Consider the following 22,462-nt stretch of genomic DNA (forward strand, 5'->3'; position numbering starts at 1 on the left):
CACGTCATCTGTGGTCCGTCACGACGATGCTGAAAAATAACCTGATCATCTCAGCATCGTTCAAGTTGCACAGAAGATGTGTTCGAGCATCGGCCGTCAAGGCGTTCGGTGAGGATTCGCGCCGCGACCGACGCGTGGGACGGATGATGAGATGCGACAGGGTGCCGCGGAGCGCGAGAGGAGGCTCGACGCGGACGCTGCCGCACCTCCCCGTCGCTCGACCATCTCCCGGATGTCCCCGGATGGACTCAACCCAGCGGGGCGTGGCCGACCGTGGCCACCCCATCCACTGCTTCCGCGACCCTGCGAGGAAATCACGTCACGACGGGTCCTAGACCGGCAACCCATGATGCCGCCGGGCGATCAGGCATTCCGGATCGCCGGGCTCGCAGGTGCGGCAGACCTCGGGGCGGACCGCGTAGACCTTGCACGCCACGCGCTCGCCGACCCGGCCGTCGAGGGCGGAGCAGCGCTCGCCCTCGCAGCGCATCCGCCCGGCCGGATCATCGACGTAGATCTCCGGGATCCGGGCGATGTCGGCATCGTCCTCGATGCTGAAGCGCGGCCACTCGGCCGAGTAGGCGCAGCAGGCCCCGCATTCCTGACAGGCGAAGGTGGCTGGATCGGCGTGAGCCGGGCTCACGGCGACAGGCCCGGCGCCGCCGGCGGGATCGGGCGCGGGCGGCCGTCATCGTCGATCGCCACGAAGGTGAACACGCCCTCCGTCACCTTCTCGCGGGTCTGGGTGCGGAAGCGCCGGGCCCAGGCCTCGATCTGGAGCCGCATCGAGGTGCGGCCGGTCGACACCACATGAGTGTAGACGCAGAGCACGTCGCCGACCCGGACCGGGCGCAGGAAGGTCATGCCCTCGACCGCCACCGTGACGACGCGGCCCTGCGCCCGCTCGACCCCGGCGATGCCGCCGGCCTGGTCCATCTGCGACATCACCCAGCCGCCGAAGATGTCGCCGTTGGCGTTGGTGTCGGCCGGCATGGCGATGGTCCGCACTGTCAGCTCGCCCTGCGGCCGCGCCGCGTCGGTCGCCGTGTCCGTGGTCATGATGGTGACGCCCCCCTGGTCTCCCGGGCGAGCATAGGGCATCGAGGCGCCGGAGCGCGAGCGCCCCGATTCGAGAGCCACGCGGTTTCTTCCTCCCGCGCACGGCCCTAGTGTCGGCGCCACGCCATCAGCCGGAGGACGCATCATGATCCAGGGCCATCCCACCAGCGGCGCCGAAGCCGACCGCGACTGCCCGGTTCCCCTCGCGACCCTCGGGGAGATCTACCGGGCCGAGCCGGAGGACCTGCCGGACCTCCTCGAGGCCCTGCCGGTGGAGACCCGCGCCAAGCTCGCGGGCTACCTCTACGCCAAGAGCCACACCCACAAGCTCGGCCTCACCGTCGCCCGCACCTGCGGCAAGGACGACCTGGTGAAGGCGCTCGGCGAGATCGGCGCCGTGGTCCACGGCCAGGCCCACCTGCCGCCGCCCAAGCCCGTCCAGGCCGCCCCGGCGGCACCCCAGACCCGCAAGATCAGCCTCGGCGGGTCGGGCGCCAAGCGCAGCTTCGATTGAACAATTGCAGCTGTGATCGGGCCTCTCTCCGATCAACTCGATAAAACTCATTATCCCACCCGCGACCTCATCCTGAGGTGTCAGTCGATCGTGATCGACTGACCTCGAAGGAGACCTCCAGAATCCGCGGAGATGTCTGGAGGCCTCCTTCGAGGCACGCTTCGCGTGCACCTCAGGATGAGGTCGTGGAGCGGATCGAGATTACGAGTTCGCCTCGGTCCCGCACCACTCGGCGACGAACAGCGCCATCGCGGTGGTGATGCGCTTGAGCGAGGCGAGACTCACCCGCTCGTCGAAGCCGTGGATGTTCTCGCTCTTCGGGCCGTAGCAGAGCGCCGGCACCCGGTCGTAGAGGGCGTGGACCCGGGTATCGAGGTAGCCCGCGGTCATGAAGCTCCTGAGCGCGCTGCCGGTAGCCGCCTCGTGCGCCCGGCCGAGCACGGCCTCGGCGTCAGAGCCCTCGTCGAGCACGTAGCCCTCGGCGAAGAAGCCGTGGAAGGTGACGCTCGGCGGGCTGTTCGACAGGAAGGCGTCGTCCCGGGCGAAGGCCGCCACCGCCGCCTCGATCTCGCGGGCCGCTTCCGCGGCGCTGGTGCCCGGGTAGATCGCGATGCGGCAGTCGATCCGGCACCAGGCCGGCACCGAGGAGGCCCAGTCGCCGCCCTCGATCCGCCCGATATTGAGGTTGATCGGGTGCGCCTCGCCCTCGAAATGCGGGCGCCCGGCCTTGTCCTCGTTCCAGCGCGCCTCGATCCCGCGCAACGCCCCGATCACCCGGTAGGCGGCGTCGATGGCGTTGGCCCCCGTGCCCATCTCGCGCACATGGACCGGCCGGCCCCGGACCTCGACCTGGAACCACAGGACGCCGGTATTGGCGCGCACCAGCATCTCCTCCTCGGGCTCGGGGATCAGCACCGCGTCGGCGCGGTAGCCGCGCAGATGGGTCATCAGGGCGCCGTTGCCGGTCGATTCCTCTTCCACCACCGATTGCAGCGTCACGGTGGCGGCGGGCTGGAGGCCGATACGGCGAAGCGCATCGAGGGCGAACAGGTTGGCGGCGTGGCCCGCCTTCATGTCGGCGCCGCCGCGGCCGTAGAGCCAGTCGCCCTCCACCACCGGCTCGAAGGGCGGGTGGGTCCAGAGGTCGGCGGGGCCGGCCGGCACCACGTCGACATGGGCCTGGAGGATCAGCGAGCGCCCCGTCTCCTCCCGCGGCCGGTGGATGCCGACGACGATCGGCGCTTCGGAATGCTCCGGGCTGAACGTGGCTCCGCCCGGATGCGCCTCGATCTGCTCGCGGTCCATCGCGAAGCGGTCCATGGCGTAGCCGCGCGCGCGATACTCACGGAACACGAAATCCTGGATCGCCTGCTCCTGCCCGCGGGTCGAGGGGAAGCGGATCAGCGCCTGGGTGTGGGCGATCTGGTCGGAAAAACCGTCGGCGACGGCCGTGATGATGCGGTCGCGCAGGGCGGGGTCCAGGGGCATCGGGGGCTCCTTCGAGGCGGGCGTCCCGTCATAGCCCGTCGGGGGGTGCGGCACCTATGCGCTGGAGACGCGCCAGCTTGCATGCGGCGATCTCTCCACCCTCCCCGCCCTTTCCCGGACGACTGAAGCGAAGCGGAAGGAGATCCGGGAAAGGGGAGATGTCACGCCCCCAACCGCCCGATGATGTGGTCCGCCACGCGCAGCGCGTTGGCGATGATCGTCAGCGTCGGGTTCACGGCGCCGATCGACGGGAAGAAGCTCGCATCGGTCACGTAGAGGTTGTCGAGCTCGTGCGCCTTGCAGTCGAGGTCGAGGACCGAGGTCGCCGGGTCGGGACCGAAGCGCAAAGTCCCGGCCTGGTGGGCGGTGCCGCCGATCGGCACGTCCTTGCCGAGGTAGAGCGAGCGGTCGAACAGGTGCGGATGGATGTCGAGCTTCCCGCAGAGATCGCGCAGCTTGGCCTTGAGCCGGTGCAGCGCCTCCTCGTTGGTCTGCTTCAAGTCGAGCCGCACCTTGTCGCCGTCGTAGAAGATCCGGTTCTCCGGGATCGGCAGATCCTCGGTGGTGAGCCAGAAATCCAGCGAGTGCTTGGCGAGCCAGTCGAACGGCTTCTCCGGGAACCATTGCAGGAAGCTGGGCAGGCCCTCGCCGTGGATCTGCACCCCGTCGGACTTGCCGACCATCTGGATGTGGCCGAGCGGAAACTCCCAGTCGTCGGCGCCGAAGTAGAAGTCGTTGAGGCCGAGCGTCTTCTGGAACTTGGTCGGGTTCGGGGTGCGGGAGATCGCCAGCACCGTCGAGTTGTTGTGCCGCATGTAGTTGCGGCCGACCTGGCCTGAGCGGTTCGCCAGCCCCTGCGGGTGGGCGTCGCTGGCGGAGCGCAGCAGCAGCAGCGCCGAGGACAGGGCGCCGCAGGCCACCACCACGATGTCACCGGTGAAAGTCTCGGTCGCGCTACCGCGCTTCACCTCGACGCCGGTCACCGTCCGCCCGGACGGGTCGGTCAGCAGCCGGTCGACGTAGGAATGGGTCTTGAGGGTCAGGTTCGGATGCGTGGCCAGGGCCGGGTCGACGCAGGCGATCTGTGCGTCGGCCTTGCCGTTGGTGATGCAGGGATAGCCGTCGAAGGCGTCGCAGCGAATGCAGGCCGAGTGCGGCAGCGGCTTGCCGTCCCGCTCCTCCAGCCGCACGCCGACCGGCAGGTGGAACGGGTGGTGGCCCTCGCGCTTCAGGCCGTCGAACAGCTCCTGGATCCGGGGCTCGTGGGTGATCGGCGGGTAGGCGTAGGGTTTCGCGGCGGGCGGCTCGGTCGGGTCCTCGCCGCGCAGGCCGTGGACGTAATAAAGCTCCTCCGCCGCCTGGTAATAGGGCTCGAACACGTCGTATTTCAGCGGCCATTCCGGCGAGATGCCGTCCGGGTGGCGGACTTGATAAAAATCCTTCTCGCGCAGGCGGAGCAGGACCGAGCCGTAGACCTTGCTGTTGCCGCCGACGAAGTAGTGCAGGCCGGGATGGAAGCTGGAGCCGTCGGCACCGTACCAGGTCTCCGGCGCCTGGTAGCGGGCCTCGACGAAGACCGCCTGGCTGTCCCAGTTCTCGCGCTCGCGGGGCAGGTAGTCGCCGCGCTCGAGCAGCAGGATGCGCTTGCCGGTCTGGGCCAGCCGCCACGCCATGGTGCCGCCGCCCGGCCCCGAGCCGATGATGACGACGTCGTAGTGCCGGTTCTCGCTCATCGGCGGTCGTCCCTCCTGCGGCAGGCACGGGATGATCCGGGCCGCTCGGTCGTGCGAGGCGGATATGGCGGGGCTGGCGCGAACGTCGACCCGCCCCAGTTAGCTTTTCGCACTGCGAAACACGGCAGCGGGGATCCTTGAACGATGGCCAGCTTCAGCATCGTGATCGCCTTCGGGGTCCGGCTCCTCCTGGTGATGCTGTTCCTGCCGTTCAGCGCCCTCGACAAGATCCTGAATTTTCGTGGGGCGGTGGGCCAGGCGAAACAGGCGGTGCACGCCACCGCACCCGCTACGGCGCTGATCCTCGCCGGCCTGTTCGTCGAGATCGTGATGTCGCTCGGCATCCTCACCGGCATCGCCGACCGCTTCGCCGCCTTCGTGCTCGCCGGCTATTGCGGCGTCACCGCGCTCCTGTGGAAGCAGTTCTGGAAGCCGGGCGATTTCTGGTCCGGCGGCAAGGGGCGCGAGCTTTTCTGGGATTTCTGGAAGAACCTCGCGCTCGCCGGCGGGTTTCTGCTCGTCACCTTCGGCACCGGGGCGAGCACGGTCGAGACGTTTTTCTCCGACCCCTTCGCCTCGTCGAAGCCCTACAGCGTCAGCGAGACCGCCCGATGAGCGACGATAAGCCAAAAATCCCCTACTGGCACCTCTGGGCCGACGCGGACGGGATCAGCCACCAGACCCGGTGCGCCTTCACCGAGTTCGAGGAGAAGTCGATGTCGCCGCCGGCCCCGCCGCAATGGCAGGGGCAGAAGACCCATGACGGCGCCACGGTCTTCGTCACCGTGCAGCCGGTCGGCTGGACCGGCGATTGGCACCCGAACCCGAAGCCGCAATGGATCATCCCGCTCTCCGGCCGCTGGTTCGTCGAATCGATGGACGGCACGCGGATCGAGATGGGCCCGGGCGAGATCTCGTTCGGCGAGGACCAGAATGTGCGCGAGGTCGACGGCAAGAAGGGCCACCGCTCCGGCACGATCGGGGACGAGCCGGCGGTGCTGATGATCGTCCAATACGACAAGCCCCCGACCACCGGCGCGGCCTGCCGGTTCCGGTGACGCCATGGACGGGTTCGAGATCCACGACGAGCGCTTCAAGCACTACATCCTGGGCAACGCCCCGCTCGAGGAACTGGGCTCCGGCTTCCGCTGGATCGAGGGCCCGGTCTGGATGGGCGACGCCGATTGCCTGCTGTTCCAGGACCTGCCGCGCAACCGCACGATGCGGTGGATCGAGGGGGCCGGCTTCTCGGTCTACCGCGCGCCCTCGAACTACGCCAACGGCCAGACCCGCGACCGGCAGGGCCGGCTGATCGGCTGCTCGCATCGCGGCCGCTGCCTGTACCGCACCGAGTACGACGGCACGGTCACGACGCTGGTCGAGCGCCATGCCGGGAAGCGCTTGAACTCCCCGAACGACGTGGTGGTGAAGTCCGACGGCACGATCTGGTTCAGCGATCCGGTCTACGGCATCGCGAACGACTACGAGGGCGGACGCCAGACCTCCGAGCAGCCGCCGGCGCTCTACCGCTTCGATCCCGCGACGAACGAGATCACGGTGATGGCCGGCGACTTCGACGGCCCGAACGGCCTCGCCTTCTCGCCCGACGAGCGCCGGCTCTACGTGGCGGAGACCGGCGACCAGTCGAAGCCGAACCCGCGCCAGTACATCCGGGTCTTCGACGTCGCGCCCGACGGCGCACTGTCGAGGGGCGACATCTTCCATAAGATCGAGCCGGGCTATTGCGACGGGATGCGGGTCGACGAGGACGGCAACGTCTGGTCGAGCGCGGGCGACGGGGTGCATTGCCTCAGCCCGGAGGGCAAGCTGATGGGCAAGATCCTGGTGCCCTACACGGTCTCGAACATCACCTTCGGCGGGCCGACCAAGAACCGCCTGTTCATCGGCGGCTCGCACACGCTCTATTCGATCTTCCTCGACCGCCGCGGGGTGCAGACGCCGTGACGGTGCCTTCACCTCGGGCCCTGCGCCTCGCCGGCATCGTCCTCGTCTCTGGCAATCCGGACGCGCTGGCGGGGTTCTACCGCGGGGCTCTGGGCTTCACCGATGCCGAGGCGCCGCCGGATCCGGGCGTGGCCGGGACACGGGCCGTGCCGCTTCGCCTCGGCGGCCAGCGCCTCGACCTCGTCGCGATGACGCCGCCGGGCCGGCCCTATCCGGGCGACGTGCTGGGATTCAGCCCGCTGTTCCAGCACTGCGCCATCATCGTGTCTGACATGGCGGCGGCCCAGGCCCGCCTGTCGGCCCATCCGGGCTGGCGCCAGATCTCGACCGACGGACCGGTGCGGCTGCCCGCCTCGTCCGGCGGCGTGACCGCGTTCAAGTTCCGCGACCCCGAGGGCCATCCTCTCGAATTCTTGGCCTTCCCGCCGGCAGCGACGCCCGAGGCGTGGCGGCGGCCGGATGCGTCCGATCCCTGCCTCGGCCTCGATCACTCGGCGATCTCGGTCGCCGACACCGCCCGCAGCGTCGCGTTCTACGAGTCGCTCGGGCTCAGTGTCGCGTCGAGCTCGCTCAATACCGGAGCGGAACAGGCCCGCCTTGATGCCGTCGCCGATCCGACGGTCGAGGTGACGGGTCTCGGCTTCCCGGACGGGCGACCGCCTCATGTCGAGTTGCTGTGCTACCGCGGGGATCTCCCCCGGCCGGCCTCCGACCTCGCGGTGAACGACGTTGCGGCGACCCGGCTGGTGATCGCGATGCCGGATGAGAAGGCTCTGGCGGCGGCCTGCGCTGCGCATGCCGGGCGATTGGTCTCCGGCGGAGTCGGCCCGCGATCCGACGGCGGTGCGGATGCGCTGCTACGCGACCCGGACGGGCATCTGGTGTGGCTGACGGTGGAGTAGAAAACTAGCTGATCACCTGTAGAGGTCCAAGGCGCGTAAATCGCAGTCGCGATAAACCGAATATTCTCCGTGTCATCCCGGGGCTCGCTGCAAGCGAGAACCCGGGATCCATAACCGCTGGCGGAAGACAATGAGGCGGATCGCGTCCCTCCTCATCCTGGAGCGTCAGCGGTTATGGATCCCGGGTTCCGCTTCGCGGCCCCGGGATGACTAAGAGGGCAACATCACCGTCGATCGAGGCGACACACGTGTCAGAACAGGCACGCGTCTACGCTCACCGGCTCAACCCGACATCCCTCCCTCCTCGACCTGTCGATGCCGCACCACCGTGAACCCCTCCTCCTCCGCCGGCGGCACGAAGTAGCGCGTGAACAAATCGAACTCCTCGTCGCTCACGGTGAATTCGTGCGTCCCGGCCGCGTTGCGACGGCGCAGGCGCGCCTTGCACAGGGCGTCGTCGGCCTCAAGGGAGTGCAGCTGGTGCGCCACCTCCGCCTCGCGAAACAGCGTCCGCATCCAGGCCCGGCTCTCCGGCGTGTTGGCGGGGAAATCGAGCACCACGGACAGGCCGGCCCGCAGCAGCGCGACGAGGTGCGGCCCGATCGTGGCGCGCAGGCGCCGGCTGTTGCGGACGTAATCGGCGAGGGTCGTTTGCTCGCCCGGATAGAGCCCGGCGAGCCACTGGTCCTCGCGGACCAGGATCGTGCCGGGCCGCGCGGCCAGCGCCGCGGCGAGCGTCGATTTTCCAGCCGAGATCTTGCCGCACAGGAGGTGCAGCACCGCGTCGGGGACGGACATGGGACAAGACCTTCCAGGGGCGCCACAGGAGCGCCGCGAGCGTCACGGAGGATGCGGACAGCCGAAGACCCGGCCCGACGGATCAGGCCGGGGGGGTAATTCGGCGTTGCAGTGCGACGGGACGCGGGAAGGTCATGGGGCGATCGTGATCGCGTCTTGTCCCAGGGTCAAGCGGCCGGGACGATGTCGGGTCGCCAGGATCCGGCGGGCTGGACCCGGCGGGCGAGCGGTGCGGGGGTGACGTGCCCGCCGTGGCGCTGCAGCGCGAGCTCGGCGCCGCGGCGCGACTGCTTCAGGGCGACGAGGCCCGACCAGCGCATCGCCACCTCGTGCCGCGCCACGAGCCGGCCGGCGGCGTCGTAGCGGCGCCAGCCGCAGCGCTCCCGGCCGTGTTCGTCGTTCTCGTCGTAGGTCTCGTAGCGGGCGACGAGCGTGCCGGCGGCGTCGAACTCGTCGTGGTACCAGCATACGCCGTCGGTCGGAGCGCCGCGGCTGCGCGAGCCCCGGATCACCAGGCGATGCTCGACGGGGATGCGGAAGATCGTCTCGAAGACGGGCGGCTGGAACAGCATGACCGTCGATACCCCCCTGACGTCGTGTCGCCGAATGGTTAGCGAGCGACAGGGTGCGATGCAGCATAACCGCCGTCAAGTGCACGGCGTTGCGGCAGGCGATGCTATTCGGGAGCCGACGGGTGCTCCTTTGGTCCAAGATGCCCTAGCTTCCGCGGCGGTGAGGCAACGGCCAAGGAATTTCGACGATGCTGAGCGGGATGCGGTGCGACCGGGAACAGGCCGTTTCGGGTCTGATCGCGCTGACGCTGATCGCGAGCGCTGGAAGCGCGCTCGCCGCCGAGGGCGACTGCTTCGATTACGGCGCGCTCGGCGCCGGCTCCGGTCCGAGCCTCGGCACGATCAAGCCCGGCGCGGCGCGGGTGCCGTTCGTGCAAGGCGCGTCCGGCCGCAAGGGCTGCCCCGGGGCGGATCCGGCCTGCCGCGAGAAGGCCTTCCTGGTGCCGGGCAACACCGTGATCCTCGGCGGCACCGTGCCCGGCTTCGTCTGCGCCACCTATGTCGGGCAGAAGGGCGCGGTCCGCGCCGGCTGGCTGCCGGAGAGTGCGGTGGCGCGGGAGCCGACCCCGCCGGCGCCCGTAGCGAAGGACTGGACCGGCACCTGGACGGCGCCGGAGCAGACGATCAGGATCCGTCCGGGCAAGGTTGCGGGCACCCTCGCGGTCGAGGGCGACGCGACCTACGGCGCTCTCGATCCCGACCGGGTCCGTCGCGGCGCCGTCAACACGGGCAGCGTTTCGGGCGAGGCAGCGCCGAACGGTCACACCCTCGCCTTCACCATGGGGGACAAGGGCACGCTTCCCTTCACGGCCGGCGCGCCGACCGATTGCCGCCTGCGCCTGCAGCTGCTGCCGCCGTTCCTGCTCGCCGAGGACAACAGCGCCTGCGGCGGCCTGAACGTCACCTTCGCCAATGTCTATCGCCGCACCAAGCCCTGATCCGGATCAGCCAGGAGCGACCCCGATGCGCCGCCACCGCCACGCCAAGATCGTCGCCACCGTCGGCCCGGCCAGCAACACGCCGGAGCGGCTGAAGGCCCTCTTTCTCGCCGGGGTCGACACCTTCCGGCTGAACTTCTCCCACGGCACCCACGACGACCACGCCAAGGTCCACGCCGCGATCCGGGCGCTCGAACAGGAGACTGGCCGGCCGATCGGCATCCTGCAAGACCTCCAGGGGCCGAAGATCCGCATCGGCACCCTGCGGGGCGGCAAGGCGGAGCTTGCTACCGGCGACAGGATCCGCTTCGTGCGCGAGGGCCGGGAGGGCGGAACCGACGCGATCCCCCTGCCCCACCCGGAGATCTTCGCCGCGGTGGCGCCGGGCCAGGAGCTGCTCATCGACGACGGCCGGGTCCGGGTGCGGGTCGTCGGCGTCGACGACGCGGCGATCGACGCCGACGTGGTGGTGGGCGGGCCGATCTCCGACCGCAAGGGCGTCAACCTGCCCGGCACGGTGCTGGCCCTCTCGCCGCTGACCGAGAAGGACCGGCGCGACCTCGATTTCGGGCTCTCGCTCGGGGTCGACTGGGTAGCGCTCTCCTTCGTCCAGACCCCCTCCGACGTGATGGAGGCGCGCGGCCTGATCGCCGGCCGGGCCGGGCTGATCGCCAAGATCGAGAAGCCCTCGGCGCTCGATCACATCGAGGACATCATCCGCATCGCCGACGGGATCATGGTGGCCCGCGGCGATCTCGGCGTCGAACTGCCGCCCGAGGACGTGCCGGGACGCCAGAAGGAGCTGGTGCGGGCCTGCCGCCGGGCGGTGAAGCCGGTGATCGTCGCGACGCAGATGCTCGAATCGATGGTCTCGGCGCCCTCGCCGACCCGGGCGGAGGCCTCGGACGTCGCGACCGCCGTCTACGACGGCGCCGACGCGGTGATGCTCTCGGCCGAGTCGGCGGCGGGGCGCTACCCGATCGAGGCGGTCTCGATCATGGACCGGATCATCCGCCGCACCGAGCAGCACCGGCTCTACCGCTCGCTGGTGCGCGCGAGCGAGCCGGAGGTCGAGGACAGCCCGCCCCACGCCGTGGCCGCCGCGGCCGCGACCCTCGCCGACGCGATCGAGGCGGCGGCGATCGTCGCCTTCACGTCGAGCGGCACCACCGCCGCCCGCATCGCCCGCAAGCGCCCCAACGTGCCGATCCTCGCCGCCACCTCCGACACGGCGGTGTCGCGCCGCCTCAGCCTGTACTGGGGCGCGCATTCCGTGCTCGGCCCGGAGATCGACTCCTACGAGGCGATGGTCGACCGCGCCGCCGAGGTCGCGGCCCAGGAAGGCTTCGCGCAGGCGCCGGACCTGGTGGTGGCGGTGGCCGGCATCCCGTTCGGCCGGGCCGGCACCACCAACAACCTGCGGGTGGTGGAGCTGGGGCGGAAGGCGAGCGGGGTGTAGGCGCTCGTCTCTCGACGGGTTTCGTACCCGCAGGGTCATCCCGGGTTCCGCTTCGCGGCCCCGGAATGACGTGGAGGGTGGTAGGATCGCTCTCGCGCACGAGGCAAAGTCCACCCGGAGTGCTGCCCTCCCTTCCCCGCGATCCTCCGTCACCCCCAAAAGGTTCGGACGACTTCAAGTTGTGCCCACCGGATCGGCCTGCTACGCTGCGGCATCCGGACGAAACCGATCGTCCCGGGAGGGCCTGACGCCCATGCGCACCCTCGTCGCCCTGATGACCCTGCTGGCCGTCGGCCAGGGCGCCCTCCCCGCCGGCAGCGGCGACCGGGATGCGATGCGTGCAGTGATCCTGCGCCAGCAGGACGCGTTCCGGCACGACGATGCGGCCGCCGCCTACGCCGAGGCGGCCCCCGCCATCCGGTCGATCTTCGGGAGCCCCGAGTCCTTCATCGGCATGGTGCGGCAGGTTTACGCCCCCATCTACCGCAACCGCCGCTTCGAGTTCGGCACCGACGAGGAACTGCCCGACGGCAGCCTCGCGCAAGGGGTGCGCATTCAGGACCAGGACGGCACCGACTGGGAGGCGCTCTACACCCTGGAGCGCGACGCGGACGGGGCGTGGCGGATCACCGGCTGCCGCCTGCGCAAGGCGCCGGGCGCCAGCGCCTGATCGGCCTGCCCGCACGCACGGCTGACGCGCGCGCCGGATTCGTGTAGGGCCTGCGGCAGCCTCAGGACTGATGACCGTGCTCCATGTTTCGACCCGCGGCGCCGCCGCGCCGCTGACCTTCACCGACGCGCTCCTCGCCGGCCTCGCCCGCGACGGCGGCCTGTACATCCCGCAGGCCTGGCCGCAGATCTCGCACGAGACGATCGCGGGCCTCGCGGGCCGCCCCTACGCGGAGGCCGCCAGGACCGTGCTGTCGCCCCTCGTCGACGGCGAGATCGCGCAGGCTGATTTCGACCGGATGATCGACGAGGCCTACGCCACCTTCCGGCATCCGGCGGTCTGCCCGCTGACCCAGCTCGGCGACAACCTGTTCCTGCTCGAACTCCACCACGGCCCGACGCTCGCCTTCAAGGACGTGGCGATGCAGCTACTCGGCCGGCTGATGGACCACGCGCTCAAGGCCAAGGGCAGCCGGGCGACGATCGTCGGCGCCACCTCGGGCGATACCGGCAGCGCCGCCGTCGAGGCGTTCCGCGGCCTCGACAACGTCGATGTGTTCATCCTCTACCCCCACGGCCGGGTGTCGGAGGTGCAGCGCCGACAGATGACCACGGTCGACGCGCACAACATCCACGCGCTCGCGGTCGAGGGCACCTTCGACGATTGCCAGGCGATCGTGAAGGCGCTGTTCCAGCACCCGCGCTTCGCCGAGGACGTGCGCCTGTCAGGCGTCAACTCGATCAACTGGGCCCGGGTCGCGGCGCAGGCGGTCTACTACTTCACCAGCGCGGTGGCGCTCGGCAGCCCGCACCGCCCGGTCTCGTTCTCGGTGCCGACCGGCAATTTCGGCGACATCCTCGCCGGCTGGGCCGCCAAGCGCATGGGCCTGCCGGTCGGCCGGCTGATGATCGCCACCAACGCCAACGACATCCTGGCGCGCACGCTGGCGACGGGGTCGTACGAGGTCCGGGGCGTGGCGCCGACCACCTCGCCGTCGATGGACATCCAGGTCTCGTCGAACTTCGAGCGCCTGCTGTTCGAGACCCTCGATCGCGACGCCTCCGCCGTGAACCGGCTGATGGCCGGCCTCAAGCAGTCCGGCGCCTTCACGCTCGACCCCGCGACGCTCGCACGGATCCGGGCCGAGTTCGACGCGAGCGCGGTGCCCGAGGACGAGGTCGTGGCCGAGATCCGCGACGTCTACAAGGGCACCGGCCAGATCATCGATCCGCACAGCGCCATCGGCGTGCGCGCCGCCCGCAAGCTGGTCGCCGAGGATCCGGCCACGCCGGTGGTGGCGCTCGCCACCGCGCATGCGGCGAAGTTCCCGGACGCGGTCGAGGCCGCAACCGGCATCCGCCCGGCCCTGCCGCCCCACCTCGCCGACCTCCTGGAGCGCCGCGAGCGCTTCACCGTGCTGCCGAACGACGAGGCGGCGGTCGAACGGGCGATCCGCGAGCGCGCCCGCATCCTGGGACACGCCGCATGAACCAGCATTTCGCGACGCTCGGCGCCTCGCCGGACCTCAAGATCACGCGGCTCTCCAACGGGCTCACCGTCGCCACCGAGGCGATGCCCGGGGTCGCCACCGCGACCCTCGGGGTCTGGATCGGCGCCGGCTCGCGCAACGAGCGGCCGGAGGAGCACGGGCTCAGCCACCTGATCGAGCATATGGCGTTCAAGGGCACGGCGACGCGCTCCGCCCGCCAGATCGCCGAGGACATCGAGAATGTCGGCGGCGAGATCAACGCCGCTACCAGCGTCGAGCAGACGAGCTACACCGCCCGGGTGCTGGGCGAGGATGCCGAGGTCGCCCTCGACGTGCTCGGCGACATCCTCACCCGCTCGGCCTTCGAGGCCGGCGAGCTCGCCCGCGAGAAGGGCGTGATCCTCCAGGAATACGCCGCCGTCGAGGACACCCCCGACGACGTCGTCTACGACGCCTTCACCGAGGCCGCCTTCCCCGACCAGCCGATCGGCCGGCCGATCCTCGGGCGCCCGGAGACGATCAAGAGCTTCGACAAGGCCGCGATCGAAGCCTACCTCGCCCGCGAATACACCCCTGGCCGGATGGTGCTGGCGGCGGCCGGCGCCGTCGAGCACGAGGCAATCGTCGCCGCGGCCGAGAAGCATTTCGGGGCGATGCCGGCGGCGTCCGCGCCCGATTCGGTGCCCGGACAGTATCGCGGCGGCGAGCGCCGGATGCCGCGCAAGCTCGAACAGGCCAACCTGGTGCTCGGCTTGCCCGGCCTGTCGTTCCGGGACGAGTCCTACTACGCCACGCATCTCTTCGCGCAGGTGCTCGGCGGCGGGCTGACCTCGCGGCTGTGGCACGAGGTGCGCGAGACCCGCGGCCTCGCCTACGAGATCCACGCCTTCCACTGGCCGTTCAGCGATTGCGGCCTGTTCGGCATCGGCGCCGGCACCGCGGGCAGCGACCTGCCGGGCCTCGTCGAGGTGACGCTCGCCTGCCTGCGCGAGGCGGCCGACACGGTGGATTCCGTCGAACTCGCCCGGGCGAAGGCGCAGCTCAAGGTGGCCCTGCTCTCGGCGCTGGAGACGCCGGGCGGGCGTATCGAGCGCACGGCGCGCCAGCTCCTGGCCTGGGGCCGGGTGATCCCGGCGGCCGAGGTGATCGCCAAGGTCGATGCCGTGACCCCCGACGACGTGCGGGCGGCGGGTCGCGCACTGATCGCCGGGGCGCCGACGATCGCGGCGATCGGGCCGATCAAGAAGCTGCAGAGCCTCGAGGCCGTGGGCACAATACTCAAGGCGGGGTGAGCGGCCCCCCGGCGCGCGTCGCTGTATCCGAGTCGGGCGAGCCCGACTTGGGTTGGGAGAGGGCGATTGCATACGTCGCCGTGCCGGGCAGCGCCAATCCGGATGTCGCGGCCTTGCACCTGCCGAAGGCCGACCGCCGGCTCCGGCCGAGCGTTGCCGATCCGTTCCGACGGGCGAAAGGCGGGGTTCAGGCCGCGTCGAGCCGGGCGCTTGCTCCCTCCGCCTTCAGGGCGGAGACGAGCCTGTCGAGCTGCGCCCTGACATGCGCCCGGATCTCCTCGCCGGACGCGGTCGTGGCGCTCTCCGAAAAGTCGACCATGCGCCGTACCTGAACCGTCATCGCGTTGACCCTTCTCGAGACTGGGAAAACCGCTACGTCGACGCTATCGTTACAGTGCGGAAACGAACCTGTCTCATCACAATGATGCATGTTCAATACATCAAATAAGAGGCAAATTCGATCTTCCAGCTTCCACCTCGCAGTGTGGCGGAGGTTTGTTGCGCCAGTATTGCGTGGGTGATGACCGAAAGGACTGGTCGCGCGGCGCGCCCCACCCTCATCCGGATGAAGAGAGACGGTCCAGGTCGTTAGATCTTGACATAGGTGAAGCGGCGTCGAGGTTCCGCGCGGCCGGCGAGCCAGTCGGCGACGCGGCCGGCGTCGCGGCTGCCCGCCTGCCAGCGATCGCGGATCGAGGAGGGCGAGAAGTCGAAGCTCTTGGCCGCGAGCTGGTCGGCCTCGGCCCGGTGGACGAGGTGCAGGAGCGTAACGGCCGGCCCGTGCGGGTCGAGCTGCTGGCGCAGAGCGTATTCCCGCTCCAGCCCCGCGATGGCGCGCCGGCCGGCGCTGGCGAAGATCAGGTCGTTCGCCCGTTCCAGGACGGCGTCGAGGGAGGCCGGGCGGGGCGCCTCGAGGCCGAACAGGTCGAGGGCGATGCAGACGAGGTCCCGCGGCGGCTCGGCCGCGAAGAGCGGATCGAGCGGCAGGTTGTTGGTGTAGCCGGCGTCGCAGAGCAGGCGGCCGTCCACCTCCACCGGCGCGAAGGCCGGGATGATCGCGGTCGAGGCCAGGACGTGCTCGGGGCGGACTTCCTGGTGCGCGGTGTCGATGTACACCTCCTCCCCGGTGGTGATGTCGACGCAGCCGATCGTGACGCGGATGCCGCCGCGGTTCAGACGGTCGAAATCGACGAGCCGCGCGAGGGTGTCGAGCAGGGGCGAGTGGTCGAACAACGCCACGTCGTTCGGCACCCACGGCAGCGCCGACCACAGGCCGGGCAGGCGATGGCGGAAGATGTTGGGGCGGCCCCAGGCCAGGGTCAGGAGCGCGTGCAGGCCGTTATAGACTTGGCGCGGCTTGAGCATCTCCGTGGTGCTGGGCGCGGTGTGCTGGGTCGCCTCGTCCCAGAATTGCCGCAGCCGCTCGACCCGGTGCTCCGGCGCGTTGCCGGCGATGATCGCGGCCGTGACCGCGCCGATCGAGGCGCCGACGACCCAGCCGGGCTCGATCCCGCTTGCTTGCAGCGCCTCGTAACCGCCGGCGTGATAGGCCCCGAGGGCGTTGCCCCCGGCGAGGACGAGGGCCGTGTCGTGCGGCCGTGGGTCCGGGGACGCGGCCGGTCGGTCGGGCGAGGAATTGATCATGCTGTCCGGCGAAGTAGAGGCGCAGAATCCCCCCTCTCCCGTGTGGGAGAGGGGATCCCGCGTCTGATCTTTGAAGGATTGGCTCGTAGGCAGCCTTGCACTTGGTGAATGCGGGAACGGCCACCCCGCCGCCTTGACGCAGGTTAACGCTCCACCGCCAGCAGCCGCCCGCCTTCGTCCATCCGGCAGCGGACCCACTCGCCGTTGGCGAGGGTGCGGCCGGTGACGGCGTGGATGAACCCGAAATGGCACACGACCAGGGTATGGGCCCAGTCGGGATCCTCGGCCATCCCGGTGCCGAAGGCGGCGATGCGCGCCGCGAACAGGTGGTCGGGCTCGTGCTCCGCCTCGTCGTCGGCCTCGCGCCACCAGACCTCGTCCAGGTGACCCATGTCGAGATGGGGCCAGGCGCGGGCGAGGTCGGTCCGGCAGGTACCGACGTCGCAGCTCGCGCCCCGGCGCTCCCGCACCGCCGGCGTGACCAGGACGGGCAGGTCCAGGCGGGCGGCGACTGGGGCTGCGGTCTGGAGCGCGCGGGTGAGCGGCGAACACAGGATGCGCCGCAGACCCTCCCCCGCGAGCGCGCGGGCGGCGGCCTCCGCTTGCTCGTGGCCGAGCGGCGTCAGCGGCGCATCGACGATCCCGGGATCGAGGCCCGTGGCGTGATGGTGGAGGTTGAACTGGCTCTGGCCATGGCGAAGCAGGATCATGGCGGGAGAGATAGGGCGGGAGCTTCAACTTGGGCTCGCGACGCGCAGCCGCGCCGCGAGGTGCCGGCGATAGCGCCTGGCCTCCACCGCGAGCCGCGCCCGCTCCTCGGGCTCGGCGGAATGACCCGCCATCGTCGCGGCGCCGAGCTGGAACGCGGCGTAGGCGATCTCCAGCCAAGCGATCAGATCCGGATCCGGCTCGTGGCCAGTCCGCCGGGCGACGACCGCGCGCAGACGCCGCCCCGCCGAACCCTCCAGCCCGAGCTCGATCGCGGCCCCGGCGAGGTCCCAGGCGATGTCCTGGCAGCCGACGAGGTCGTGGGCGGCGTGGTGGTCGACCGCGTCGGTCTTCAGGATCGAGCCGTCCGGCCGAACGAGCCATTCCCAAGGGTGCAGGCGGTTGTCGGTCTCGACCGGACGCAGCCCCGCGGCGAGGCGCGGAAGGGCGTCGCGGTAGCCCTCGATCGCCCGGACCGCCGCATCGCCGAGCGCCTCGGCGGCGTTGTGGCGGGCCATCTCCCACAGGGCGTCAAGGGAGGCGCCGCGTCCGGGCTCGCAGGCGAAGGCCGCGGCGCGAAAGCCGAGATAGTCGCCGACCCGTTCGACGAGGCGCAGCGGGTCGACGCGGCCGCGCGCGAGCGGCGTCGCCCCCTCGATCCAGCGCTCGACCAGGAAGCCGTGGCAGAAGCCGGCCACCTCCGGGGAGAATCCGGCGGCGTGCAAACCCTGAGCGCGCGCGACCTTCCGCTCGCCCTCCGCCCCCAGGCCGACGAACTTGGCGAGCCAGGTTCCGCCGGCAGTCCGGGCCAGGAACTTGCGGCGCTCCTGCATCGGGTTGGCCGGCGGCCAGGCGGCGCGATCGACGAACGACCGCGCCCGCCAGGCGCCCCCCGAGACCTCGTCCAGCGGCGCGCTCAAGGGCCCGACGAGCGGGGCGAGCCAGGCCTCCAGGCGGTGCTCCGGCCGCTCGGCCCTGAGCACGAGGTCGTCGAAGGTGAGAACGTGGCGCTGCGCCTGCCCGAAGAGCCGGCGCGTCTCCTCGCTTGCGGCGTGTCCCGGCGCCCCGGCATGGCTCGGGAACAGCGCGACGCGGCCCGCCACGATCCCCCTGTCCTCCAGCTCGCGCAACACCGCCCCGAAGGAGCTGCCCGAGAGCCCCGGTCCCTCGTCGGCGACGGCGACACCGCCGCCCGGACCGAACAGGTCGCGCAGACCGCCCGACAGGCGCAGTTCGCGCCGGAACGGGTGGCCGGTCGGCCGGACGGTCACGAGGTCGGCAGACCCGAGGCCGGCCGCGACCATCGCGCCGAGGCTCGTCCCGATGCTGCGCAACCCGATCACCGTCGTGCCGGCCCCTCCCCCGGAGGCGGCGGCGGAGGCGGCATAGGCCTCCGGGTAGACGGCGTAGAAGGCGAAGCCTTCGGGCAGGCGGATTTCCAGCGGGGCGGGGCCGAGCCCGGCGCAGGCCCGGTCGATCTCAGCTCGATCGGCAACCGCGCCAACCGCGAAACCGCCGCGCCACGAGCCCCAGACGGCCCCGGCGAGGCGCACCAGCAGGCCGGTGAGCCGGGCCGTCGCGCCCTCGTGCGCGTCCCGGCCGGTCTCCCGGAACGCTGCATCGGCCACGCCCTGCACGAGTTCGCCCGCCACGATCAGCGCCGCCACCAGCGCGGCGTGCCGTGCGAGGCCGGGACCGAGCCCGCGCGCAGTCTCCACGGCGTCGAGGAGGCGGGCGACCTCGTCGTCGGGATGGGCTTGGCGTCGAACGTCGCCGTAGACGAGCATGGTCGGAAGGTCTCGCAGTCGGGGTCAAAGGGCGGACGCTTCGACTTCCCGGTCGATCGCTTCTCGCCCAGGCTTCCACCTCACAGGGTCATCCCGGGGCTCGCCGAAGGCGAGAGCCCGGGATCCAGAACCGCTCACGATGCAGATCAAGGCGGAATGCTGTCCGCTCTATCCCGAACATTCAGCGGCTCTGGATTCAAGCTCCGCTGCGCGGCCCCGGAATGACGATGGAGGGTTGGAACTCCGTCCCGACTATTCCCAGCACGCACACCCTCACGGCGCCACCGCCCGATCTGGCGCCTCCACCACCGCCTCGCCCCCCGCCCCCGGGCTCATCAGCCCGCGCAGGGTCGCCGCGAGGTCGGCCATGCCGAGGCCGGCCTTCGGCAGGATGCGGTCGGCCCGGCCGGCGAGGCGGCGGCGGTCCTCCGCGGTGACGTCCTTGGCGGTCAGCACGACGACCGGGATGTCGCGCCAGTCCGGCCGGTCGCGCAAGGCGCGCAGGAAGCCGAAGCCGTCGAGCTCCGGCATCATCAGGTCGAGGAGGATCAGGCCCGGCTTGCGCACGCCGACCGCCTCCAGGCCGGCGAGCCCGTTCTCGGCGCTCGCCACCCGCCAGCCCTCGCGGGTCAGCATGGTGGTCATGCGCTCGCGCACGTCCGGGTCGTCGTCGACCACCAGCACCGGCCCCTCGTGGATGGCGGGCCGGAAGCGCTCCATCGCCTCCTTCAGCGCCCCCCACTCGACCGGCTTGTGCAGGTAGTCGGTGGCGCCGAGCGAGAAGGCGAGGTTCTGCTCGTCGAGCACCGTGACCATGATCACCGGCGTCGCGCCGAAATCTGGGTCGGCGCGTAGGGCCCGCAGCACCGCCCAGCCGTCCATGCGCGGCATCGTTACGTCGAGGAGGACGACGCGGGGACGTAAGCGCCGCGCCGCCTCCAGCCCGGCGCGGCCGTCCGGGGCGGTCGCGACCGTGAACCCATCGCGGCGCAGGAAGCGGGCGAGGAGGTCGCGGGTGGCCGGATCGTCGTCGACGACGAGGACGAGGTTGGAGCCGGGATCGGGCCGGGCCGCGACGGCGGCCGGCGCCTCGGGCAGGCTCTCTCCGGCGGGCTCGGCCGGGTCGCGCTCCTCGTAGAGCGCCGGCAGGTCCAGGGTGAAGGTGGTGCCCTCGCCGAGCCGGCTCGCCACGGTGATCTCGCCGCCGAGCATGTGGGCGAAGGCCCGGGTGATGGCCAGCCCGAGCCCGGTGCCGCCGAAGCGGCGGGTGGTCGAGGCGTCGGCCTGGGTGAAGCGCTGGAACAGCCGGGCCTGCTGCTCCTCGCTCATGCCGATGCCGGTGTCGGCGACGGTGAAGACCAGCCGGTCGCCGCCCTCCCGGTGCGCGCGCGCGGCGGTCAGCGTGATCGTGCCGCCCTCCGTGAACTTGGCGGCGTTACTCAGGAGGTTGATCAGGCACTGCCGCAGCTTCGTCGCGTCGGTATGCGCCCGCCCGAGGTGATCGCCGAGGGCCAGGGTCAGGGAGTTGTCTTTCTTCTCCACCAGGGCGTCGACGGTGGTGGCGACCTCCCGCACCGTCTCGGCGACGTCGAGATCCTCGGCATAGACCTCCATCCGCTCGGCCTCGATCTTCGAGAGGTCGAGCACGTCGTTGATCAGGCCGAGGAGGTGGCGGGCATTCGCCTCGATCTTGCGCATGTCCGCGAGCAGGCTCTCCTCGCCGAGATCCTCCATCTCCTCCTGCAGCATCTCCGCGTAGCCGATCACCGCCGAAAGCGGCGTACGCAATTCGTGGCTCATGTTGGCGAGGAACTGGCTCTTGGCGCGGTTGGCTTCCTCCGCCGCCTCCTTGGCGGCTTCGAGCGCCAATTCGGCCTCCTTGCGGGCGGTGACGTCGGCATGCGCCCCGACCCATTCGCGCACCCGCCCGTCCTCCTCCAGGATCGGGACGGCGCGGCCCTCCATGTGGCGCCACACCCCGTCCTGGCGGCGCAGACGGTGCTCGATGGCGTAGAGCGTGCGCGTGGTGACCGCCCGCTCCCAGGCGTCCCGCGTCGCCTCCCGGTCGTCGGGATGGACCGCCGCCAGGAAGCCCTGGCCGGCGGCCTCGGCGGGCGCCTGGCCGGTGAAGCGGGTCCATTCCGAGGCGGCCTGCCGGAAGGCGCCGTCCGGCGTGGTGGTCCAGACGATGGCCGAGGTCGCCTCGGTGAGGGAGCGGAACCGCTCCTCGCTGTCGACGAGGCGGCGCTCGGCGAGCTTGCCCAGGGTCACGTCGGCCATGACGATGCCGACGCCGTCGGCCCGCTCGGCCTCGGGGCCGCGGCCGCGGCGGCGCAGGGGGAAGAAGCTCGCCTCGAAGTGCCGGGTCCCGCCCGGCGCGCTCGGGGCCGGCACCGCGACCGCGACGTTGGCGGTGACGAGCCCGCTGTCGCGCGCCGCCGCGAGCTTCGGCCCGAGCGCGTCGCGCAACGAGGGCAGTAGCGCCCAGATCGGCGCGCCGAGATCGGCGCCGAAGCCGCGCTCGCTCATGTTGCCCAGCGCCCGGTTCATGTGCCGGAGGTTGAGGTCGCGGTCGAGAAAGCCGAGGCCGACGGGGGCGTTCTCCAGGACGCTCTCCAGGAGGTCGGCCATGCGCTGGCTCTCGCGGCGGCGCACCAGGGCGAGGCGCGCCAGCAGCCCGACCGCCGCCAGGGCGGCGGCGAGCGTGACGAGGGGCAGGAGCGGGGTGCGAAAGGCGTCGGCCGCGGCGAGGCGGCGCAGGTCGCCCGCGGCCCGGTCCTGGACCTCCCGCGTCACGTCGCGCACGGCGTCCATGGTGCGCTTGCCCTCCCCAGTCTGGATCAGCGCGAGCGCAGCCTCCTGGCCGCCGGCCCGGCGCGCGGCGACGACCCGGGCGGCGTAATCCGTCTCAGCCGCGATCACGCCCCGGCGCCGCTCACGCAATCCCCGGTCGGGGGTGACGCCGTCGAGGGCGGCGAGCTCGCCGTCGATCCGGGCCAAAGCCGCCGTATAGGGATCGAGGTAATCCTCGCGGCCGGTCAGGACGAAGCCGCGCTGGCCGGTCTCGAGGTCCTTCAGGCTCGACAGCACCCGCTCGCTCAGCGCCATGACGCGCCCGAGCCGCTCGGCCTCCGCCCGGCTGCGCGCCCCCTCGACGGTGTTCCAGCCGCCCGCCGCCACCGCGACGACGAGGAGGAGGAAGGCCAGGGGCGACCCCGGCAAGCGCCGGCCGGGGGCGAGGAAGCGCCAGCGCTGGGTGGAGGCGGTCTTGCTACTCATGTCACCTTGCTCTCGCGGCCCCGGCGGCGGCGCGTCCGTCATGAAACGCCCAGTGCCCGGCATCGCCCGCCAGGCCGGCGGCCGAATTTTCTTGGGATTGGATTTTCTCGAGACTGGAGCCGAAGCTTGCCCGCGAACGCAAGGGCGAAAGGGAGCGGGCTCGGC

General features: G+C 71.0%; 21 protein-coding genes. 10 read left to right on the forward strand and 11 right to left on the reverse strand.

The genetic code is table 11. From position 1 onward, the window contains the following. Positions 1–331: 331 nt before the first annotated feature. A complete protein-coding gene (locus ABZT49_RS08040; RefSeq protein ID WP_355285181.1) occupies positions 332–643 on the reverse strand; it encodes a YkgJ family cysteine cluster protein in 312 nt (103 codons plus the stop codon). Next, entirely contained in the window at positions 640–1,059 is a 420-nt protein-coding gene (gene yciA / locus ABZT49_RS08045) for an acyl-CoA thioester hydrolase YciA (RefSeq protein WP_355285183.1), read from the reverse strand. Before yciA ends, ABZT49_RS08040 begins: the two co-directional genes overlap by 4 nt. Before the next feature lie 145 nt (positions 1,060–1,204). Here yciA and ABZT49_RS08050 point away from each other — a divergent pair, with 145 nt between their 5' ends. After that, a complete protein-coding gene (locus tag ABZT49_RS08050) occupies positions 1,205–1,573 on the forward strand; it encodes a hypothetical protein (protein WP_355285185.1) in 369 nt (122 codons plus the stop codon). A 201-nt stretch (positions 1,574–1,774) separates the two neighbouring features. Here ABZT49_RS08050 and ABZT49_RS08055 read toward each other — a convergent pair whose 3' ends face one another. Both ABZT49_RS08055 and ABZT49_RS08060 read right to left on the reverse strand, forming a co-directional pair. Next, positions 1,775–3,061: an ArgE/DapE family deacylase gene (locus ABZT49_RS08055; RefSeq protein ID WP_355285186.1), complete on the reverse strand. Its 1,287-nt coding sequence runs from the start codon at positions 3,059–3,061 to the stop codon at positions 1,775–1,777. 161 nt (positions 3,062–3,222) lie between these two features. Then, positions 3,223–4,794 carry a GMC family oxidoreductase gene (locus tag ABZT49_RS08060; RefSeq protein ID WP_355285188.1) on the reverse strand — a complete coding sequence of 524 codons (1,572 nt, stop codon included), beginning with the start codon at positions 4,792–4,794 and terminating at the stop codon, positions 3,223–3,225. A 144-nt stretch (positions 4,795–4,938) separates the two neighbouring features. On the opposite strand from ABZT49_RS08060, the gene ABZT49_RS08065 reads away from it, so the two are divergent. The 4 genes from ABZT49_RS08065 to ABZT49_RS08080 are packed head-to-tail and all read left to right on the forward strand — an operon-like array spanning position 4,939 to position 7,661. Then, the gene (locus tag ABZT49_RS08065; RefSeq protein ID WP_355285189.1) at positions 4,939–5,409 is read left to right on the forward strand and encodes a DoxX family protein; all 471 of its coding nucleotides are present in this window, start codon (positions 4,939–4,941) and stop codon (positions 5,407–5,409) included. Further along, positions 5,406–5,852 (forward strand): cupin domain-containing protein, encoded by a 447-nt coding sequence (locus tag ABZT49_RS08070; RefSeq protein ID WP_355285191.1) that lies wholly within the window; start codon positions 5,406–5,408, stop codon positions 5,850–5,852. Before ABZT49_RS08065 ends, ABZT49_RS08070 begins: the two co-directional genes overlap by 4 nt. A gap of 4 nt (positions 5,853–5,856) precedes the next feature. After that, positions 5,857–6,759 (forward strand): SMP-30/gluconolactonase/LRE family protein, encoded by a 903-nt coding sequence (locus tag ABZT49_RS08075; protein ID WP_355285192.1) that lies wholly within the window; start codon positions 5,857–5,859, stop codon positions 6,757–6,759. 2 nt (positions 6,760–6,761) lie between these two features. Beyond that, complete coding sequence (locus tag ABZT49_RS08080) at positions 6,762–7,661, forward strand: VOC family protein (protein ID WP_355285194.1); 900 nt, start codon at positions 6,762–6,764, stop codon at positions 7,659–7,661. Positions 7,662–7,943: 282 nt separating this feature from the next. Here ABZT49_RS08080 and ABZT49_RS08085 read toward each other — a convergent pair whose 3' ends face one another. Both ABZT49_RS08085 and ABZT49_RS08090 read right to left on the reverse strand, forming a co-directional pair. Continuing rightward, positions 7,944–8,459, reverse strand: a complete 516-nt coding sequence (locus ABZT49_RS08085; RefSeq protein ID WP_355285196.1) for an ATP-binding protein — start codon at positions 8,457–8,459, stop codon at positions 7,944–7,946. Between the two features lie 167 nt (positions 8,460–8,626). Beyond that, positions 8,627–9,031 carry a hypothetical protein gene (locus ABZT49_RS08090; protein ID WP_355285197.1) on the reverse strand — a complete coding sequence of 135 codons (405 nt, stop codon included), beginning with the start codon at positions 9,029–9,031 and terminating at the stop codon, positions 8,627–8,629. Positions 9,032–9,219: 188 nt separating this feature from the next. Between ABZT49_RS08090 and ABZT49_RS08095 the strand changes: the two genes are divergently transcribed. The 5 genes from ABZT49_RS08095 (at position 9,220) to ABZT49_RS08115 (ending at position 14,879) form a co-directional block, all read left to right on the forward strand. Further along, positions 9,220–9,969, forward strand: a complete 750-nt coding sequence (locus ABZT49_RS08095; RefSeq protein ID WP_355285199.1) for a hypothetical protein — start codon at positions 9,220–9,222, stop codon at positions 9,967–9,969. 25 nt (positions 9,970–9,994) lie between these two features. Beyond that, complete coding sequence (gene pyk, locus ABZT49_RS08100) at positions 9,995–11,428, forward strand: pyruvate kinase (RefSeq protein WP_355285201.1); 1,434 nt, start codon at positions 9,995–9,997, stop codon at positions 11,426–11,428. 253 nt (positions 11,429–11,681) lie between these two features. Beyond that, complete coding sequence (locus tag ABZT49_RS08105; RefSeq protein ID WP_355285203.1) at positions 11,682–12,098, forward strand: DUF4864 domain-containing protein; 417 nt, start codon at positions 11,682–11,684, stop codon at positions 12,096–12,098. 76 nt (positions 12,099–12,174) lie between these two features. Further along, the gene (gene thrC, locus ABZT49_RS08110; protein WP_355285267.1) at positions 12,175–13,587 is read left to right on the forward strand and encodes a threonine synthase; all 1,413 of its coding nucleotides are present in this window, start codon (positions 12,175–12,177) and stop codon (positions 13,585–13,587) included. Beyond that, positions 13,584–14,879 (forward strand): pitrilysin family protein, encoded by a 1,296-nt coding sequence (locus tag ABZT49_RS08115; protein ID WP_355285204.1) that lies wholly within the window; start codon positions 13,584–13,586, stop codon positions 14,877–14,879. The genes thrC and ABZT49_RS08115 overlap by 4 nt, the downstream gene beginning before the upstream one ends. Before the next feature lie 187 nt (positions 14,880–15,066). On the opposite strand, the gene ABZT49_RS08120 is transcribed toward ABZT49_RS08115, so the two are convergent. The 5 genes from ABZT49_RS08120 to ABZT49_RS08140 form a co-directional block, all read right to left on the reverse strand. Further along, the gene (locus tag ABZT49_RS08120; RefSeq protein ID WP_355285206.1) at positions 15,067–15,219 is read right to left on the reverse strand and encodes a hypothetical protein; all 153 of its coding nucleotides are present in this window, start codon (positions 15,217–15,219) and stop codon (positions 15,067–15,069) included. A 248-nt stretch (positions 15,220–15,467) separates the two neighbouring features. After that, the gene (locus ABZT49_RS08125; RefSeq protein ID WP_355285208.1) at positions 15,468–16,523 is read right to left on the reverse strand and encodes a patatin-like phospholipase family protein; all 1,056 of its coding nucleotides are present in this window, start codon (positions 16,521–16,523) and stop codon (positions 15,468–15,470) included. 143 nt (positions 16,524–16,666) lie between these two features. After that, positions 16,667–17,233, reverse strand: coding sequence for a histidine phosphatase family protein (locus tag ABZT49_RS08130; RefSeq protein ID WP_355285209.1), 567 nt, complete (start codon positions 17,231–17,233; stop codon positions 16,667–16,669). Positions 17,234–17,257: 24 nt separating this feature from the next. After that, on the reverse strand, positions 17,258–19,018 hold the full coding sequence (locus ABZT49_RS08135; RefSeq protein ID WP_355285211.1) for a hypothetical protein: 1,761 nt from the start codon (positions 19,016–19,018) through the stop codon (positions 17,258–17,260). Between the two features lie 273 nt (positions 19,019–19,291). Beyond that, positions 19,292–22,297: a response regulator gene (locus tag ABZT49_RS08140; protein WP_355285213.1), complete on the reverse strand. Its 3,006-nt coding sequence runs from the start codon at positions 22,295–22,297 to the stop codon at positions 19,292–19,294. Positions 22,298–22,462: the final 165 nt, after the last annotated feature.

This window comes from Methylobacterium sp. EM32 (genome assembly GCF_040593685.1).
GTDB lineage: Bacteria > Pseudomonadota > Alphaproteobacteria > Rhizobiales > Beijerinckiaceae > Methylobacterium.